The sequence below is a fragment of the Arthrobacter sp. 35W genome, assembly GCF_000482545.1.
In the GTDB taxonomy this organism is placed as follows: Bacteria; Actinomycetota; Actinomycetes; order Actinomycetales; family Micrococcaceae; genus Specibacter.
The window spans coordinates 1,855,423-1,871,951 of the sequence record NZ_KI519455.1; the positions used below are offsets into that span (position 1 = coordinate 1,855,423).

General features: G+C 67.7%; 10 protein-coding genes and 1 riboswitch. Of the genes, 3 read left to right on the plus strand and 7 right to left on the minus strand.

What is annotated here, in order from left to right; all coding sequences use genetic code 11:
• Positions 1-12: 12 nt before the first annotated feature.
• The 3 genes from K254_RS25075 to K254_RS0120500 all read left to right on the plus strand — a co-directional run bounded on the left by K254_RS25075 (position 13) and on the right by K254_RS0120500 (position 6,593).
• Positions 13-3,993, plus strand: coding sequence for a LamG-like jellyroll fold domain-containing protein (locus tag K254_RS25075; protein ID WP_051389449.1), 3,981 nt, complete (start codon positions 13-15; stop codon positions 3,991-3,993).
• A 170-nt stretch (positions 3,994-4,163) separates the two neighbouring features.
• The gene (locus tag K254_RS0120495) at positions 4,164-5,744 is read left to right on the plus strand and encodes an NCS1 family nucleobase:cation symporter-1 (protein WP_081710293.1); all 1,581 of its coding nucleotides are present in this window, start codon (positions 4,164-4,166) and stop codon (positions 5,742-5,744) included.
• Between the two features lie 60 nt (positions 5,745-5,804).
• Positions 5,805-6,593, plus strand: coding sequence for an isocitrate lyase/PEP mutase family protein (locus K254_RS0120500; RefSeq protein ID WP_026556904.1), 789 nt, complete (start codon positions 5,805-5,807; stop codon positions 6,591-6,593).
• A 127-nt stretch (positions 6,594-6,720) separates the two neighbouring features.
• Here the strand turns inward: K254_RS0120500 and K254_RS0120505 are convergent, their stop codons facing one another.
• From K254_RS0120505 to gcvP, 7 genes are all read right to left on the minus strand, one after another.
• On the minus strand, positions 6,721-7,491 hold the full coding sequence (locus tag K254_RS0120505; protein WP_026556905.1) for a methylenetetrahydrofolate reductase: 771 nt from the start codon (positions 7,489-7,491) through the stop codon (positions 6,721-6,723).
• Positions 7,492-7,525: 34 nt separating this feature from the next.
• The gene (gene lipA, locus K254_RS0120510) at positions 7,526-8,542 is read right to left on the minus strand and encodes a lipoyl synthase (protein WP_026554234.1); all 1,017 of its coding nucleotides are present in this window, start codon (positions 8,540-8,542) and stop codon (positions 7,526-7,528) included.
• A 31-nt stretch (positions 8,543-8,573) separates the two neighbouring features.
• Positions 8,574-9,983 (minus strand): L-serine ammonia-lyase, encoded by a 1,410-nt coding sequence (locus tag K254_RS0120515; RefSeq protein WP_026556906.1) that lies wholly within the window; start codon positions 9,981-9,983, stop codon positions 8,574-8,576.
• 177 nt (positions 9,984-10,160) lie between these two features.
• Positions 10,161-11,489, minus strand: coding sequence for a serine hydroxymethyltransferase (gene glyA / locus K254_RS0120520; protein WP_026556907.1), 1,329 nt, complete (start codon positions 11,487-11,489; stop codon positions 10,161-10,163).
• Positions 11,486-11,869, minus strand: coding sequence for a glycine cleavage system protein GcvH (gene gcvH, locus K254_RS0120525; RefSeq protein WP_026556908.1), 384 nt, complete (start codon positions 11,867-11,869; stop codon positions 11,486-11,488). Before gcvH ends, glyA begins: the two co-directional genes overlap by 4 nt.
• An 87-nt stretch (positions 11,870-11,956) precedes the next feature.
• Positions 11,957-13,090 (minus strand): glycine cleavage system aminomethyltransferase GcvT, encoded by a 1,134-nt coding sequence (gene gcvT, locus K254_RS0120530; RefSeq protein WP_026556909.1) that lies wholly within the window; start codon positions 13,088-13,090, stop codon positions 11,957-11,959.
• A gap of 11 nt (positions 13,091-13,101) precedes the next feature.
• Positions 13,102-15,975 (minus strand): aminomethyl-transferring glycine dehydrogenase, encoded by a 2,874-nt coding sequence (gene gcvP, locus K254_RS0120535; protein WP_442853067.1) that lies wholly within the window; start codon positions 15,973-15,975, stop codon positions 13,102-13,104.
• 138 nt (positions 15,976-16,113) lie between these two features.
• Positions 16,114-16,213: riboswitch (glycine riboswitch) on the minus strand.
• Positions 16,214-16,529 lie beyond the last annotated feature (316 nt).

The following is a 16,529-nucleotide window of genomic DNA, read 5'->3' on the forward strand; positions in this document are numbered from 1 at the left end:
CTGGAGAAGCTTATGGCCGCTACCGCGCGCCCAAAAACCACCATCCTCACCACGAATATGCGCCGCCTCGTGGCTGCGGGCACCTCGGCCGTGATCGTCGCCGCCGGTGCCGTCGGCCTGGCCTACACCGCCTCGGCAGCCCCCGCCTTCGACCCGGCGTCGCCCATCAAACCTGTGGCGTCCTACACCTTCGACGCCGATGCGGGGACCACCGTGACCGACTCCTCGGGCAGCGGCAACAACGCGCTCTGGAAAGGAACTCCGGCCTATGTCGGCGGAGTCACCGGCCAGGCCGCGTCGGTCAGCGGCGGGGCAAACTATGTGAAGCTGCCGCTGGTGGCCGGGCAGACGGATGCCGCCTCGAGCTTCTCCTACGAGTTCTGGATGTCCGAGAAGAGCCGGACGAGCTACGGCACGCTGGTGAGCAACCAGAACTTCGCGGCCTGCAACAACAAGGGCCTGACCCTGTACAACCAGACCACAGCCGGGGTGCTGGACGCCTGCTGGGGCCAGACCAGCGGTGGAACCAAGCAGTATGTGAAGGGCTTCTCCGGCAACCTGCTCAACGCCTGGCACCACGTCGCCGTCGTCGTCGACAGGACAGCCAACACGGCAACGTTCTACGTCGACGGCGTCCAGAAGGGGGCCTCGCCCGCCGGCTCGATCACGGCGTCGACGGCGTTCAACAGCGGCCTGGCGTTCAACGTCGGCGGCCTCAGCGGCAGCGAGGCCGACACCGCCGACGGCTACACCAACGCCTACATCGACAACTTCAACTTCTTCAACGCCGCCATCCCTGCCGCCCAGGTGGCAGCGGACTACACGGCCAGCAAGCCGACGACGGTCAGCTACACCGTCGCCTTCAACGGAAACGGATCCGACGGCGGAGCCACTTCCTCGCAGACCCTGGGCTCCGGCCAGTCCGCCGCTCTGACGTCCAACGGCTTCTCCCGCGCAGGCCACCGGTTCATGGGCTGGGCCACGAGCGCCTCCGGCCCCGTGGTGTACACGGATGGGCAGAGCATCGTGGACCTGTCGACAGACCCCGGGGCCACCGTGTCCTTGTATGCGGTGTGGAACCGCTACCGCGCCCCCGGGGACACCGTCGCACCGATCGTCTCCTACGATTTCACCGACGACTCCGGCACCACCGTGGTGGACAGCTCGGGCAACGGCAACGCGGGCACCTGGTCCGGCACCGCATCCTCTGCAGCGGGTGTCAGCGGAAACGCCGCATTCGTCAACTCGCCCAGCGGCAGCACCAAGGGCGTCAACTTCTTCTCCCTGCCGCTGATTGCCGGCAAGACGGACGCCTCCTCGAGCTTCTCGTACGTGTTCTGGATCAACGAAGCCGTCTCCAGCTCCGACTCGCCGATCGTCTCCAACCAGGACTTCAACCACTGCTACAACAAGGGAACCACCCTCTACAACACGGCCGGCAGCCCTGGAATCCTGCGCGCCTGCTTCGGGCAGAACGGCAGCTCCACCTCGCAGAACTACCTGGCCAATGTCAGCACCACCTCGGTGATCGGCGCCTGGCACCAGGTCGCGGTCGTGGCGGACCGCAGCGCCGGCACCATGACGGCGTACCTGGACGGCCAGCAGACCGTCCAGAGCACCTCCCTCGCCAGCGCATTCAACCTCGCGAGCGGGTTCCCGTTCAGGGTCGGCGCCGAGGGCTCGGGCACCGATGTGGGCGACGGTTTCATCAACGCCACCATCGACAACTTCGACTTCTACAACGCGCCGATCAGCGCGGCCCAGATCCAGAACCAGTACACCGCGGCCAAGCCGCCCACGACGTCGTCCAACACGGGCTCAACGATCGACAAGGGCTTCGTGACCGACACCTTCCGCGCCCCCGAGGTGCGGGCCGGCGGGTCCGTCTCGCAGTCTGTCGCCGGGCTCTGGAACGGCACCGCTGTGTCCTCGTACACAAAGGTTGCGGGTGAGGACTGGCTCAGCGTCGGCGCCGATGGCACCGTCACCGGCACCGCGCCGTCGACGGCTCCGCAGGACCCGGCCGTGATCACCGTGGAAGCCACCGACGGCACCACCACCTCGCAGATCTCCGTCGAGGTGGCCGTGCTCTCCGCCAAGGCCGCCCCGCAGCTCGCGACGGCCACCTGGAACCTGTGGGACGCAGGAACCCATGTTGACGACTCCACCTTCAAGAACCTTGCCGTGATCGCCTCCAACGGCCTCGATGTGATCGGGGTCCAGGAGGATGGCGGAACGGTGGCGACCCAGCTCGCCCAGGCCCTGGGCTGGCATGCCGTGGAGGGCGGCGGCGTCGTCGGCATCATCTCCGCCTACCCGCTGGACGCCGACAGCGCGCCCGCGGCGGGCTCCGTGCCCATGGTCGGGGCCACGGCCCACGTGCTGGGCCAGGACCTGCGGGTGTGGAGCGCCGGGCTCGAGGACGCCGGCTACGGACCGGAGGCTGCCTGCCAGGGTGGAGTCACCGATCCCGCGGCCCTTGTTGCCGCCGAGAAGGGCACGAAGCGCTTCACCCAGGCGCAGGGCGTCGCCGCGGCCGTCGCCAAGGATGTACCGGCCGCCGCCACCACACCGGTGGTCGTGCTCTCGGATCTTCAGTCCCCCTCCGGCGCGGACTGGACGGCGGCCACCTCGGCCGCCCACTGCGGCGTCGGCCCCGTCGAGTGGCCGGCGCCCGCCCAGCTGGCCTCCGCCGGCCTCACGGACTCGTTCCGTGCTGCCACTGCGGATCCGGCGGCTGATGCGGGCAACACCTGGTCGCCGATCGTGCATACCAACCCCTCAACCGGCACCGCCGAACCCCAGGACCGCATCGACTACATCCACTACGCCGGCTCCCCGCTCAAGGTGCTTGGCTCGAACACCCTGGTTGCGGGCTGGCCCTCGGCCACGAACATCCAGAAGAACAGCTGGAGCAGCAACCACCGTGCGGTGGTAACCACGTTCAGCCTCGGCGCCTCGGTGCCGCCTAAGCCGGCACCGGTGGTGACTGTCGCGGAATCCACCATTGCCGTCCAGTCCGGGTCGACGCCCCCGGCGTCCGATCTGCTGGCCAAGCTGGGCGCCGCCTCGACCACCGAGGGGGCAACCTTCGGCCTCGATGCCGGAACCGTCGACTTCACCAAGCCCGGCAGCTACACGGCAGCCGTCACGGCCACCGACCCGGAAACGGGCAAGGTGTCAGCGCCGGTCAGCGTCACCGTGCAGGTGGTCCCCGTCGTCACCATCACCTTGGCCCAGCCGAGTGCCGCCATCACGGTGGACCACGGGCACGAGCTGACAGCGGCCGAGGTTGAAGCCGCCCTGCGGCCCTCGTTGAATGTGCCCGGGTCCATCACCATCGATCTTTCGAAGGTGGACCAGGGAGTCTCCGGCAGCTACGCCGTGGCGGCCACCGGCACGGACGAGCACGGCTTTACGGCGACTGTCGAGGGGCAGGTGGTGCTCACGGTGAAGCCGGCGCCCACCGCAACGCCGACGGCGGACCCCACGGCTTCGCCGACGTCGACCGCCACGGCGACGAGCACCAGCGGTCCCACGGTTCCCGGGACCGGGTCCACGACTGGTTCGGTGGACACCGGCACGGCTGCACCCGGCCAGACCATCACCGTGTCGGGCAGCGGCTTCGGCCCGGGCAGCACAGTGGTCTTCACGCTGCACTCCACCCCGGTGGAACTGGGCACAGCCGTTGCGGATGCCCAGGGCAACGTCACCCTGACGGTGGCACTGCCGGCCGATGTTGCTGCCGGCGAGCACCTCATCGTGCTGACAGGCGTTGACGCCTCCGGGGCACCCGTCGAGGTGTCTATTCCGCTGACGGTCTCCGCCAGCGGGGCAGTTGACCCGGCCGGCACGCAGGCACCGGCGGACTCCGAATCGCTGTCTTCCACGGGCTTCAACGGTTCGCTGCTGGCAGGAGCGCTCATCATGATGCTGGCTGGAGCCCTGGCGGTGGGCGTCAACGCCCGCAAGCGGAGCAGACGCAGCCACTAGGCCCTGAATGAACGAGGGGCGCCTGCCGCACTGGATTCCAGTGCGGCAGGCGCCCCTTGCCACTTATCAGCGCCACTGTATTTGCGGTAAAATTCAACGGATATCCACATGATATTTCCGCTTCATAAAATACGCATTCCACTATTCGAAATTACTTTTTCGGAGGAATCATGAAGAACCCCGTTGATGGAGTACGCGGAACACCGGATCTGACTGGACACACCCACCATCCCGAGATCCAGCGGATCCATGCGGAGGGGCGCGTCGTCAGCGACAGGCTATGGAATGAAGACCTTGCCCCGGCACGGGAGCGCAAGTGGAACGTGCGAAGCCTTTTTGCCCTCTGGATGTGCGATGTGCACAGCATTGCCGGCTACACCTTTGCGGCGGGCCTGTTCATCACCGGGCTGGTGGGCTGGCAGGTGTTCCTGGCCCTCGTGCTGGGAATCACTGTGGTCTACTTCCTCATGAACTTTGCCGGCACGGCAGGGCAGAAGACGGGCGTCCCCTACCCGGTGCTGGCCAGGATCTCCTTCGGGTTGTTTGGCGCGAACCTGGCCGCCCTGATCCGCGCCCTGATCGCCATTGCCTGGTACGGCATCCAAACCTGGCTGGCCTCGCAGGCGGTGCTGGTGCTGGTGTTCTCCATCTGGCCCGAGCTGGCGTACCTGAACGCCCGCGGCACCGTGGACATTCTGGGCCTGACGCCCATCGGCTGGCTGGCATTCCTGGTGCTGTGGGCGGTGCAGTTGCTGGTGATCCGCCGCGGCATGGAAACCGTGCGCAGGTTCCAGGACTGGGCCGGCCCGGCGATTTGGGTGGCGATGTTCGCCCTGGCCATCTTCATCGTGGTCCAGGCCGGCGACAAGTTCAGCCTGGCGATCCCCGGCGTCCAGCCGTTGCAGGGTGCGGCAGTGTTGACCCAGTTCTTTGCCGCCACGGCACTGACCGTCACCTATTTCGCCGCCCTGCTGCTGAACTTCTGCGACTTCTCCCGCTTTGCCCCCAACCGGCGCACCATCCTGGTGGGGAACTTTTGGGGCCTGCCGGTGAACTTCGTCGCGTTCGCGCTGGTGACGGTGGTGGTGACGGCGGGCGCGGCGTCCTACTTCACCGATGAGCAGTACCAGGGTGAGGACATGTTCAAGGTCATCACCGATCCGGTGTCGATCATCAAGGCGATCAACAACCCGTGGGTGACCATCATCGGTGCCGTGACCTTCGTGGTCGCCACCATCGGCATCAACGTCGTGGCCAACTTCGTCTCGGCGTCCTACGACCTTGCGAACCTGGCCCCGCGGCTGATCACCTTCCGCCGCGGTGGGCTGATCAGTGCGGTGCTGGCCATCGTGATCCTGCCGTGGAACCTCTTCAACAGCCCCGTGGTGATCATCTACTTCCTCGGCGGCCTGGGCGCCCTGCTCGGACCGCTGTTTGGCATCCTGTTCACCGATTTCTTCCGGGTCCGCCGCCAGCAGATCAAGATCTCCGATCTGTACCACGAGGACCCGCAGGGCCTGTACATGTACAAGGGCGGCTGGAACCCTAAGGCGCTGGCCGCGTTCATCCCGGCTGCCGTCATCGCCGGGATCGTGGCCCTGACCCCGGCGCTGCAGGACGTCCTGCCCGGCGGGGGAGGGCTGGGACCCTACTCCTGGTTTGTCGGCGTCGTCGTGGCATCACTGATCTACGTGGTGATCACCCGCAATGATCCGGTGATCCAACGCGCGATCGCTGAGGCCGACGGCTGAGCGGCGGTGTCCTCCCGTGGCGGGGTGTTGCCGGACAAACCGCAGGGCTAGGCTTGCGCCATGAGTGAGAACAGCGCCGCCCTTGCCGCCAAAGCCACCGAATTCCTTCGCTTGCACCATGCTCCGGATGTTTTGCAGGTCATCAATGTCTGGGATGCCGTCACAGCCAAGGTCATTGCGGACGTGCCAGGCACCACCGCCTTGGCTACCGCCTCCCACTCGATCTCTGCCTCCTACGGATATCCGGATGGGGAGAACATCCCCATGGAGCTGATGATCGAGGCGGTGGGCCGCATCGCCGCCGCCACGGAGCTGCCGGTCAGCGCCGATCTGGAGTCCGGCTATGGCAATGTAGGAGAGACGGTCCGCCGCGCCATCGGCGTGGGCATCGTCGGGGCCAACATCGAGGACCAGATGCGCCCAGTGGCCGAGGCCGTTGCCATGATGGCCGACGCCGCCCAGGCCGGAGCGAGGGAGGGTATCGACTTTGTGCTCAATGCTCGAACCGACGCTTTCCTCAAGGGGAAGGACCGCGACACCAAGGCAGTTCTGGCAGATGCGATTGAACGGGGCAAGGCGTTCCTTGACGTCGGCGCCCAATGTGTTTTTGTGCCCGGCAAGCTGGACGAAGCAACCGTGGCAGCCCTTGTCGAGGGCATTGGTTGGCACCGGGTCAGCGTCATCAATGTCCCAGGTTCTCTGGCGCCGTCCAGACTGCAGGAGCTTGGCATCGCCCGCATCTCCTATGGCCCCTGGACCCAGCGTGTGGCGCTGACTGCCCTTGCGGATGCTGCCCTCGCCCTCTTGAACGACGGCGCCCTGCCGGAGGGGACCCGGGCGCTGAACTGACGCCGGTGCCGCGGACGCGCAAGTGCACCCAGGACGCAGTTTCCCGTTCATGACACGACCACGATTGCGTCCCGAGGGGGAAACTGCGTCGCCAGTGCCCATTCCCGGCTGCGGCGGCCAAGCAGATCTAGCGCAGGGCAGGCAGCGGCAGGGTTGCCAGGGAGTTGAAGCTGTACAGGTGCAGCCCTGCAATGGCTGTGGGTGATAGGCCGTCGATGAGGTCCTCGGGCTGGTACCGCTCGCCGCCGAGCATGTTCCGGGCCAGCGAGGCCTTCTTGCTGAGGAAGCGCAGGGAGGTGCCGACGCCGATCTTGGAGGCCAGCGCCAGCAGCTTGGTGCGCGGCACCGCCCCGGCAACGCCGGCCCACACCGGGAGCTCGATGCCCTCGCGCCGCAGGGCATCGGCGTAGGGGTTGATGGTGTCGGCCGAGAAGCACATCTGCGTGGTGATGCCAGCGGCGAGTTCCGCCTTGGCCGCCAGATCCGCCAGCAGCACGCCGGCCGGAATGGCGGGATGTCCCTCGGGGTAGCCGGCGACACCCATCGTGATGGTGCCGCCGCTGGACTCGGCGATGTCCCGCATCATGGCCAAGGCGCATGCATACGGCCCAGCCGGCTGTTGCGTGTCGCCGCCGATGGTGAAGACCTCGGTGATCCCCGCCGAGGCACAGTCCGCCAGGATGCTGCGCAACTGCGCCTTGCCGGACACCGCCCGCGCCGCCAGATGCGGAACCGCTGCATAGCCGCGCTCCGCCAGCTCCAGCGCCGCCGCCATGGTCCGCTCGATGCCGTGGTGCGGCAGGCAGGTGACAGTTACTGTGGACCCCACAGGCAGCTGTGCTGCCACGGTGTCCACGATGCCGGCCGTGGGGATGATTTCCACTCGGGTGGGGAACATGGCGGTTCCTCTCGGGTTGCGGTGGTGGTGCCGGTTAGTGTCCGGCGAGGAGGGTGGCGGCCTCCTGGCGGGTGGTGCCGGAGTCCGCGATGCCCTCGGCGATGTGGGCGAGGTGTTCGGGGATGTCGCGGCCCTTCTTGCGCATCGCGGTCGCCCACAACCGGCCGGCCCGGTAGGAGGAGCGCACCAGGGGCCCGGACATGACGCCCAGGAAGCCCAGTTCCTCGGCCTCGGCGGCGAGTTCGACGAACTCCTGCGGCTTGACCCAGCGGTCCACGGGCAGGTGCCGTTCGGAGGGGCGCAGGTACTGGGTGATGGTGATCAGGTCGCAGCCGGCGCCGTGGAGGTCGGCGAGGGCTTCGGAGATTTCGGCGCGGGTTTCGCCCATGCCCAGGATCAGGTTGGACTTGGTGACCATGCCCAGGTCCCGGCCCTGAGTGATGACGTCCAGGGAGCGGTCGTAGCGGAACGCGGGGCGGATGCGCTTGAAGATCCTCGGCACGGTTTCCACGTTGTGGGCGAAGACCTCCGGGGCGGAGTCGCAGATCGCGGCGATGTGCTCGGGTTTGCCGGAGAAGTCCGGGATGAGCAGCTCCACCCCGGTGTTGGGGTTCAGTTCGTGGATCTTGCGGACCGTTTCGGCGTACAGCCACACGCCCTCGTCCTCGAGGTCGTCGCGGGCGACGCCGGTGACGGTGGCGTAGCGCAGGTTCATCTTCACCACGGAGCGGGCGACCTTGGTGGGTTCGAACCTGTCGATGGGGGAGGGTTTGCCGGTGTCGATCTGGCAGAAGTCGCAGCGGCGGGTGCATTCGGAGCCGCCGATCAAAAACGTCGCCTCGCGGTCCTCCCAGCATTCGAAGATGTTCGGACATCCCGCCTCCTCGCAGACGGTGTGCAGGCCCTCCTTCTTGACCAGGTTCTTCATGCCGATGTATTCCGGGCCCATGGAGACCTTGGCCTTGATCCAGTCGGGCTTGCGCTCGACGGGGGTGGCGGCGTTGCGCTGTTCGATGCGCAGCATCTTGCGGCCTTCGGGTGCGAGTGTCACAGTACGGCTCCTTCGCTGGCGGCGGCGCGCATCAGCACTCCACCACATTTACGGCGAGGCCGCCCATGGCGGTCTCCTTGTATTTGGAGCTCATGTCCCTGCCGGTTTCCCGCATCGTGACAATGACCTCGTCGAGGGACACCCGGTGCGTGCCGTCGCCCCACAGCGCCATCTTCGCGGCGTTGATGGCCTTGGCCGCGGCAATGGCATTGCGTTCGATGCAGGGGATCTGCACCAGCCCGCCGATGGGGTCGCAGGTCAGGCCGAGGTTGTGCTCCATGGCGATCTCCGCGGCGTTCTCCACCTGCTCGGGCGTGCCGCCCATGACCTCGGCCAGTCCGGCAGCGGCCATCGACGACGCCGAGCCGACCTCGCCCTGGCAGCCCACCTCGGCGCCGGAGATCGAGGCCTGCTCCTTGTAGAGCACCCCGACGGCGCCGGCGGCGAGCAGGAACTTGACCACGACGTCGTCGACGGCCTTCTCGCGGGCGTCCCCGTCCAGGCCCGCAACGGCAGGGATGTAGTGGGTGGCGTAGAACATGACGGCGGGGATGATGCCGGCGGCGCCGTTGGTGGGTGCCGTGACCACGCGGCCGCCGGAGGCATTCTCCTCATTGACGGCCAGGGCCACCAGATTGACCCATTCCTGCCAGAACTTCGGGTCCCGGTCCGGGTCCTCCGAGCGCAGGCGCGTGTGCCAGTCCGGTGCCCGGCGGCGGACGTTCAGCCCGCCCGGCAGCAGGCCGGTGCGCTTGAGGGAGGAGTTCTTGCACTCCTCCATGACGTCGCGGATGTGCAGCAGGGAGCTGCGGATCTCCGCTTCCGGGCGCAGGCTCTTCTCGTTTTCGAGCATGACGCCGCTGAAGTTCAGTCCGGTGGCGGTGCAATGGGCCAGCAGTTCCGCGGCGGTGCGGAAGGGCAGCGGCAGTTCCTGCTTGGACTCCTCGAGCTCGGCCTTGGCCGTGTCCTCGCTGCCCTCGCGGACAATGAAACCGCCGCCCACGGAGAAGTACGTGGCCTGGTGGAGCACGGTACCGGCGGCATCGGAGACGGTGAAGGTCATGCCGTTGGTGTGGCGGGCCAGCACGGTGAGCGGGCGCAGGACCATGTCGGCGACGGCGTAGGGCAGCGGCACCTCGCCGGCCAGTTGCAGCGTGCCGGTGCCGGCGATGACGGCCAGCCGTTCCTCCACCTCGTCGGGGAGGATGAGCTCGGGGTAGTAGCCCTCCAGCCCCAGCAGGATGGCCGTCATGGTGCCGTGGCCGTGCCCGGTGGCGGCGAGGGAGCCGTAGAGGTCCACCCGAAGTCCGGCGGTCCGGGCCAGGACGCCGGTGGTGCGCAGTTCCGCAGCAAACTCGGCGGCCGCCCGCATGGGGCCCACCGTGTGCGAACTGGAGGGTCCGATTCCTACTGAAAAGAGGTCAAAGACTCCGACGGCCATGGTGTTCCTTACGTGCAAATGCAGTGGTCCGGCAGATTGTCCTGCCGGAGGGTGGGGCGCACTGTGGTGGTGTGTGCTCCCACCGGGCGTCCTGTGCCGGGCCGCCGCGGATGGCGGCGGCCCGGCACAAGACGGAAGCGAACCATCTTATACGGGTTCGGACACTGTGCCGCCTCGCTAGGAAAGGTTGGCGACGGCGGGGTAGAGCGGGTGGGCGTCGGCCAGAGCCGCCACCCGGGTGCGCAGACCGGAGAGGTCTGCATCGGCGTCGGCGGTCAAAGCCTCGGCAATGATGTCCGCAACCTCGGCAAAGGCCGCCTGGCCGAAGCCGCGGGTGGCCAGGGCCGGCGTGCCGATGCGCAGGCCGGAGGTGACCATTGGCGGGCGCGGGTCGAACGGTACGGCATTGCGGTTGACGGTGATGTCGATCGCGGCCAGACGGTCCTCGGCCTGCTGGCCGTCCAATTCGCAATTGCGCAGATCAACGAGCACCAGGTGCACATCGGTGCCGCCGGAGATCACGGAGATCCCCTTCGCCGCGACATCGGCCTGGACGAGGCGCTCGGCCAGGATCCGGGCGCCGTCGAGCACGCGCTGCTGGCGCTCGGCGAACTCCTCAGTGGCCGCAATCTTGAAGGCCACGGCCTTGCCGGCGATGACGTGCTCCAGCGGGCCGCCCTGCTGGCCGGGGAACACCGCCGAGTTGATCTTCTTGGCGATGTCGGCGTCGTTGGAGAGGATGATGCCGCCGCGCGGACCGGCAAGGGTCTTGTGCGTGGTGGAGGTGGTGACGTGGGCGTGCGGCACCGGGGAGGGGTGCAGCCCCGCGGCCACCAGACCCGCAAAGTGGGCCATGTCCACCATCAGGTAGGCACCCACCAGATCGGCAATGCGGCGGAACTCGGCGAAGTCCAGCTGGCGAGCGTAGGCGGACCAGCCGGCCACGATCAGCGCCGGCTTGTGCTCCAGCGCCAGGCGCTCCACCTCGGCCATGTCCACGCGGTGGGTGTCCTCGCGCACCTGGTACGGGATGACGTTGTAGAGCTTGCCGGAGAAGTTGATCTTCATGCCGTGCGTCAGGTGCCCGCCGTGGGCCAGGTTCAGGCCCATGATGGTGTCGCCTGGCTTGATCAGCGCGTGCATCACCGAGGCGTTGGCCTGGGCGCCGGAGTGCGGCTGCACATTCGCGTAGCCTGCGCCGAACAGCGCCTTGACGCGGTCGATGGCCAGCTGCTCGATGACATCCACGTGCTCGCAGCCGCCGTAGTAGCGGCGCCCCGGGTAGCCCTCGGCGTACTTGTTGGTCAGCACCGAGCCCTGCGCCTGCATGACGGCGGCGGCCGTGTGGTTCTCGGAGGCGATCATTTCCAGACCGGAGCGCTGGCGGGCCAGCTCATTGTCGATCTGGACGGCGATCTCCGGATCCAGCTCGGACAGCTGGGCATCGAGGCTCGGGGAGACCACCTGGGCGAAGGTGGCGCCGGCGGTGCCTACAGCGGCGCTCACAGCTCGCCACCGTTCTTGGTGGCGTACTCGACGGCGGAGAGCAACGGCCCGTGGGACTCCGCGGCCACCTTGAACAGCCAGCCGGCGCCGTAGGGATCGGAATTGATCAGTGCCGGATCGTCGACGACGGCGGAGTTGACCTCTGTGACCTCGCCGGTGACGGGGGAGTACAGATCGGAGACGGACTTGGTGGACTCCACCTCGCCGCAGGTCTCCCCAGCGGTGACGGCGGTGCCGACCTCGGGCAGGTCAACGTAGACGATGTCTCCGAGGGCATCGGTGGCGACGGCGGAGATGCCGATGGAGACGAGGTTGCCGGCCTCATTGGCCACCCACTCATGCTCTTCGGAGTACTGGAGTTCGGGTGCTACTTGTGCCATGTGTGCTTCCTTAGGTCTGGTGTGGGTGGGTGGTGTGCGGGGTCTCGCCCCGGGGGCCCAGGCTCGACCACCGGGGCGAGACCGGTGCTACTTGACGCGCTTGTAGAAAGGCAGGGCGATGACCTCGAAGGGCTCGGCCTTGCCGCGCAGGTCCACGTCCAGGGCGGTGCCCAGGGCGGCGTGCTCGACGTCGACGTAGGCCAGGGCCACGGGGTAGCCGAGGGTCGGGCTGGGCTGGCCGGAGGTGACCTCGCCAACGACGACGCCGTCCTTCATCACCGGGTAGTGGCTGCGGCCGGCGCGGCGGCCCAGGCCCTTCAGGCCCACCAGCTTGCGTCCGCTGGTGTCGCCGGCGCCGGCGGCCTTGGCGGCCTCCAGTGCGGCGCGGCCCACGAAGTCGCTTTCCTTGGCGAGCGAGACCACGGGGCCCAGGCCTGCCTCGTAGGCGTTGCCATTGCGGGAGAGCTCGTTGCCGTAGAGCGGCATGCCGGCCTCCAGGCGCAGCGAGTCGCGGGACGCCAGACCGGCCGGCACCAGTTCGCCGTCGTTCGCCACGGCCACGATCTCCTGCCACAGCTCGGCGGCAGCGTCGTTGGCCACGAAGATCTCGAAGCCGTCCTCGCCGGTGTAGCCGGTGCGGGCCAGCAGCAGTTCGGCGGTGCGGCCGCCGAACGTGAAGGGAACCTCGACGGCGGCGTAGTACTTCAGCTCGGTGACCAGGGCGTGGGCCTCGGCCGGCACCAGGCGGAGCAGGATCTCCTCGGCCTTGGGGCCCTGGACGGCGATCAGGGACGTCTCGGCGGAGGCGTCCTCGACGACGACGTCGAAGTCTGCCGCACGCTCAACCAGCGCGGCGGCCACGACGGGCGCGTTGCCGGCGTTGGGCACCACGAGGAACGTGGAGTCTCCGCGGCGGTAGACGATGAGGTCATCGATGATGCCGCCGTCCTCCTGGCAGATCAGGGAGTACTTGGCCTTGCCCACGCTCATGGCGGAGATCTTGCCGGCCAGCGCGTAGTCCAGGAACGCTGCCGCTTCGGCACCGGTGACCCAGACCTCGCCCATGTGGGAGAGGTCGAAGAGTCCTGCGGACTGGCGCACGGCGTGGTGCTCGGCCAGCTCGGAGGAGTACTTCAGGGGCATCTGCCAACCGCCGAAATCGGTGAAGGAGGCGCCGAGCTTCTTGTGCTCTTCGTAGAGGGCTGTGTAGTTCTCAGTCATCGTGGGGGTCCTTAGTTTTCGAACTCGGAGATGGGCGGGCAGGAGCAGACAAGGTTCCTATCGCCTGCGGCGCCGTCGATGCGGCCCACCGGCGGGAAGTACTTGTCCTGGCGCAGCGAAGCGAGCGGGAATGCTGCCTGCTCACGAGGGTAGCCGCGCTCCCAGGCGGAGTCGATGACGGCGGACGCGGTGTGCGGAGCGTTGCGCAGCGGGCTGTCCTCCACCGTGAACTCGCCGTTTGCGACTTGGTCGATCTCGGCACGGATGGTGATCATGGCCGTGATGAAGCGGTCGATCTCCACCAGGTCCTCGGACTCGGTGGGCTCCACCATCAAGGTGCCGGCCACCGGGAAGGACAGGGTGGGGGCGTGGAAGCCGAAGTCGATCAGGCGCTTGGCGACGTCCTCGGCGGTGACGCCGGTGGCTGCCGTCAGCGGGCGCAGATCAAGGATGCACTCGTGCGCCACCAAATCCCCGGCACCGGTGTACAGGACCGGGAAGTGCTCGTTGAGGCGGGAGGCGATGTAGTTCGCGGCCAGCAGGGCGGACTTGGTGGCCTGGGTCAGGCCGGCACCGCCCATCAGCTTCACATAGGCCCATGAAATCGGCAGCACGCCGGCGGAGCCGAAGCGCGAGGCCGAGATCGGCACATCGTTCCCCTCGGTCCAGGACGCGGCGTTGCCGGGCATGAACGGGGCCAGGTGGGCCTTGGCTGCGACAGGGCCGACGCCGGGGCCGCCGCCGCCGTGCGGAATGCAGAAGGTCTTGTGCAGGTTCAGGTGGGAAACGTCTCCGCCGAACTTGCCGGGCTGGGCCAGGCCCACCAGAGCGTTGAGGTTGGCGCCGTCGATGTAGACCTGGCCGCCGGCGGCGTGCACGGAATCGCAGACTTCGCGCACATCGGCGTCGTACACGCCGTGCGTGGACGGGTAGGTGATCATGATGGCGGAGAGGACGTCCTTGTTGGCCTCGATCTTGGCCTGCAGGTCCGCGTGGTCGATGGTGCCGTCAGGTGCCGTGGCGACGACGACGACCTTCATGCCGGCCAGCACTGCCGAGGCGGCGTTGGTGCCGTGTGCGGAGGCGGGGATCAGGCAGACGGTGCGCTGGTCATCGCCGCGGGAGAGGTGGTAGCCGCGGATGGCCAGCAGGCCCGCCAGCTCACCCTGGGAGCCGGCGTTGGGCTGCAGGGAAACCTGGTCGTAGCCGGTGACCTCGCAGAGATCGGCTTCCAGACCCGAGATCAGCTCGCGCCAGCCCTCGGTCTGGGAATCCGGAGCGAAGGGGTGGATGGAGGCGAACTCCGGCCAGGAGATGGCTTCCATCTCGGCGGTGGCGTTCAGCTTCATGGTGCACGAGCCCAGCGGGATCATGGTGCGGTCCAGGGCTAGATCGCGGTCGCTGAGGCGGCGGATGTAGCGCAGCAGCTGGGTCTCGGAGCGGTGGGTGTTGAACACCGGGTGCTGGAGGTAGTCGGAGGTGCGCTCGACGCCGTCGGCCAGGGCGAAGGCCGTGGCGTCCGTGTCCACGCCGTCGCCGGCGGCGGAGGCGCCGAAGACGCCTGCCACGCGGGCGACGATGTCCGCCGTCGTCGTCTCATCCACGGAGACGCCAACGTGGTCGGCGTCGATGGGGCGCAGGTTGATGCCGCGGCTTTCGGCCAGCGCGATGATGGCGTTGGCGCGGCCCGGAACGCGGACGGTGAGGGTGTCGAAGAAGGAGCCGTGCAGCACCTCGATGCCGGAGGCGGACAGCGCCGTGGCCAGCGTGCGGGCGTGGCCGTGGGTGGTCTCGGCGATCGCCTTCAGGCCCTCGGGGCCGTGGTAGACGGCGTACATGGAGGAGACGATGGCCAGCAGTGCCTGCGCGGTGCAGATGTTGGACGTGGCCTTCTCGCGGCGGATGTGCTGCTCGCGCGTCTGCAGCGCCAGGCGGTAGGCCGGGAAGCCGGCGGAGTCCTTGGAGACGCCGACGAGGCGGCCGGGCAGCGAACGCTCCAGGCCTTGGCGGACGGCCATGTAGGCCGCGTGCGGGCCGCCGAAGAACAGCGGCACACCAAAGCGCTGGGTGGAGCCGACGGCGATGTCCGCGCCCTGCTCGCCGGGAGGGGTGATGAGCGTCAGTGCCAGCAGATCCGCGGCCACCGTCACTAGTGCGCCGCGCTCCTTGGCGGCGGCAATGACGGGGGCGTGGTTGAAGATGCGGCCGGAGACGCCCGGCTGCTGGAGGACGACGCCGTTGATCTCGCCGTCGGGCAGGCCCAGGGACAGATCGGCAACCTCCACCTCAAAGCCCAGGGCGTCGGCGCGGCCCTTGACGATGGCGATGGTCTGCGGCAGGAGATCGGCGTCGAGCACCGTCTTGCCGTCGGCGGCCGTCTTGGACTTGTTGGCGCGGCGCATCAGCAGCACGGCCTCGGCAACGGCCGTGGCTTCATCCAGCAGCGAGGCGTTGGCGATGGGCAGGCCCACCAGGTCCTGGACCATGGTCTGGAAGTTCAGCAGGGCCTCAAGGCGGCCCTGGGAGATCTCGGGCTGGTAGGGCGTGTACGCCGTGTACCAGGCCGGGGATTCGAGGATGTTGCGGCGGATCACCGGGGGAGTCACGGTGTCGTAGTAGCCCTGGCCGATCATCTGCACGGCCGTGACATTCTTGGCTGCCAGCTGGCGCAGTTCCGCCAGCACCTCCACCTCGCTCAGGGCGGTCTTCAGCACCAGCGGCGCGTCCTGGCGGATGTCGTCCGGCACAGCGGTGTCGACCAGGGATTCGAGGGAGTCGTAGCCGATCGACTTGAGCATGGTGTCGACATCGGCCTGTCGGCGTGCACCAATGTGGCGGTCGACGAAGGTGGTGGGGGTTGCATTGACAGTCAAGAGGAACTCCAAGGTAGGCCGACGCCGAATGCGTCGGAACGGACCGGGTTCCTCCCCGCTCTGTATTGGACCTGAGAGTTTCCGCGGACCAGAGTCCGCTTGCACCGTCGGTGAGTCCGGGCCTGGGGCCTGACTACTTTCCAGAGTTGCCTCGCCGTGGCGGTACGGGGGCCTGAGAGATTCCTGGGGAGGATTTGCTCCTACGGCGCCTGCCCGCTGGATGGCTGGAGGACTCTCCCGCCACGGTTCAAAAGGCATATGAAGTTGTGGTGATTCAGCACACAAGTTACACGCAATTCGAACCGCAGGCAAGATCTCCGCCCCGCGGCCGCGGCGAGGTCCGGGCGGATTTGGGGCGGTGTGGGCCGGCTTGACATTGTTGTGTGATGCACTCCACACTGATCCCGTAGCCGCCACGGAACACCTGCCGGCCCTGAGATCTCCAGCTGAGAATGCTGGACAACGACCACATTCCCGCTGCACACTCGGCCAGTGGCCGGCCCCTGTGGGCCATGCCGCCAGATGGCCGCGCAACAAAACACCCTTCATTGTCCGTCGCCGACGAC

Excerpts from the sequence above, each read along its gene's own strand:
- K254_RS0120505 (WP_026556905.1), bottom strand. The coding sequence starts at position 7,491 with ATGTTCCCCACCCGAGTGGAAATCATCCCCACGGCCGGCATCGTGGAC.
- K254_RS25075 (WP_051389449.1), top strand. The coding sequence starts at position 13 with ATGGCCGCTACCGCGCGCCCAAAAACCACCATCCTCACCACGAATATG.
- K254_RS0120515 (WP_026556906.1), bottom strand. The coding sequence starts at position 9,983 with ATGGCCGTCGGAGTCTTTGACCTCTTTTCAGTAGGAATCGGACCCTCC.
- gcvH (WP_026556908.1), bottom strand. The coding sequence starts at position 11,869 with ATGGCACAAGTAGCACCCGAACTCCAGTACTCCGAAGAGCATGAGTGG.
- K254_RS0120495 (WP_081710293.1), top strand. The coding sequence starts at position 4,164 with ATGAAGAACCCCGTTGATGGAGTACGCGGAACACCGGATCTGACTGGA.
- K254_RS0120500 (WP_026556904.1), top strand. The coding sequence starts at position 5,805 with ATGAGTGAGAACAGCGCCGCCCTTGCCGCCAAAGCCACCGAATTCCTT.
- gcvT (WP_026556909.1), bottom strand. The coding sequence starts at position 13,090 with ATGACTGAGAACTACACAGCCCTCTACGAAGAGCACAAGAAGCTCGGC.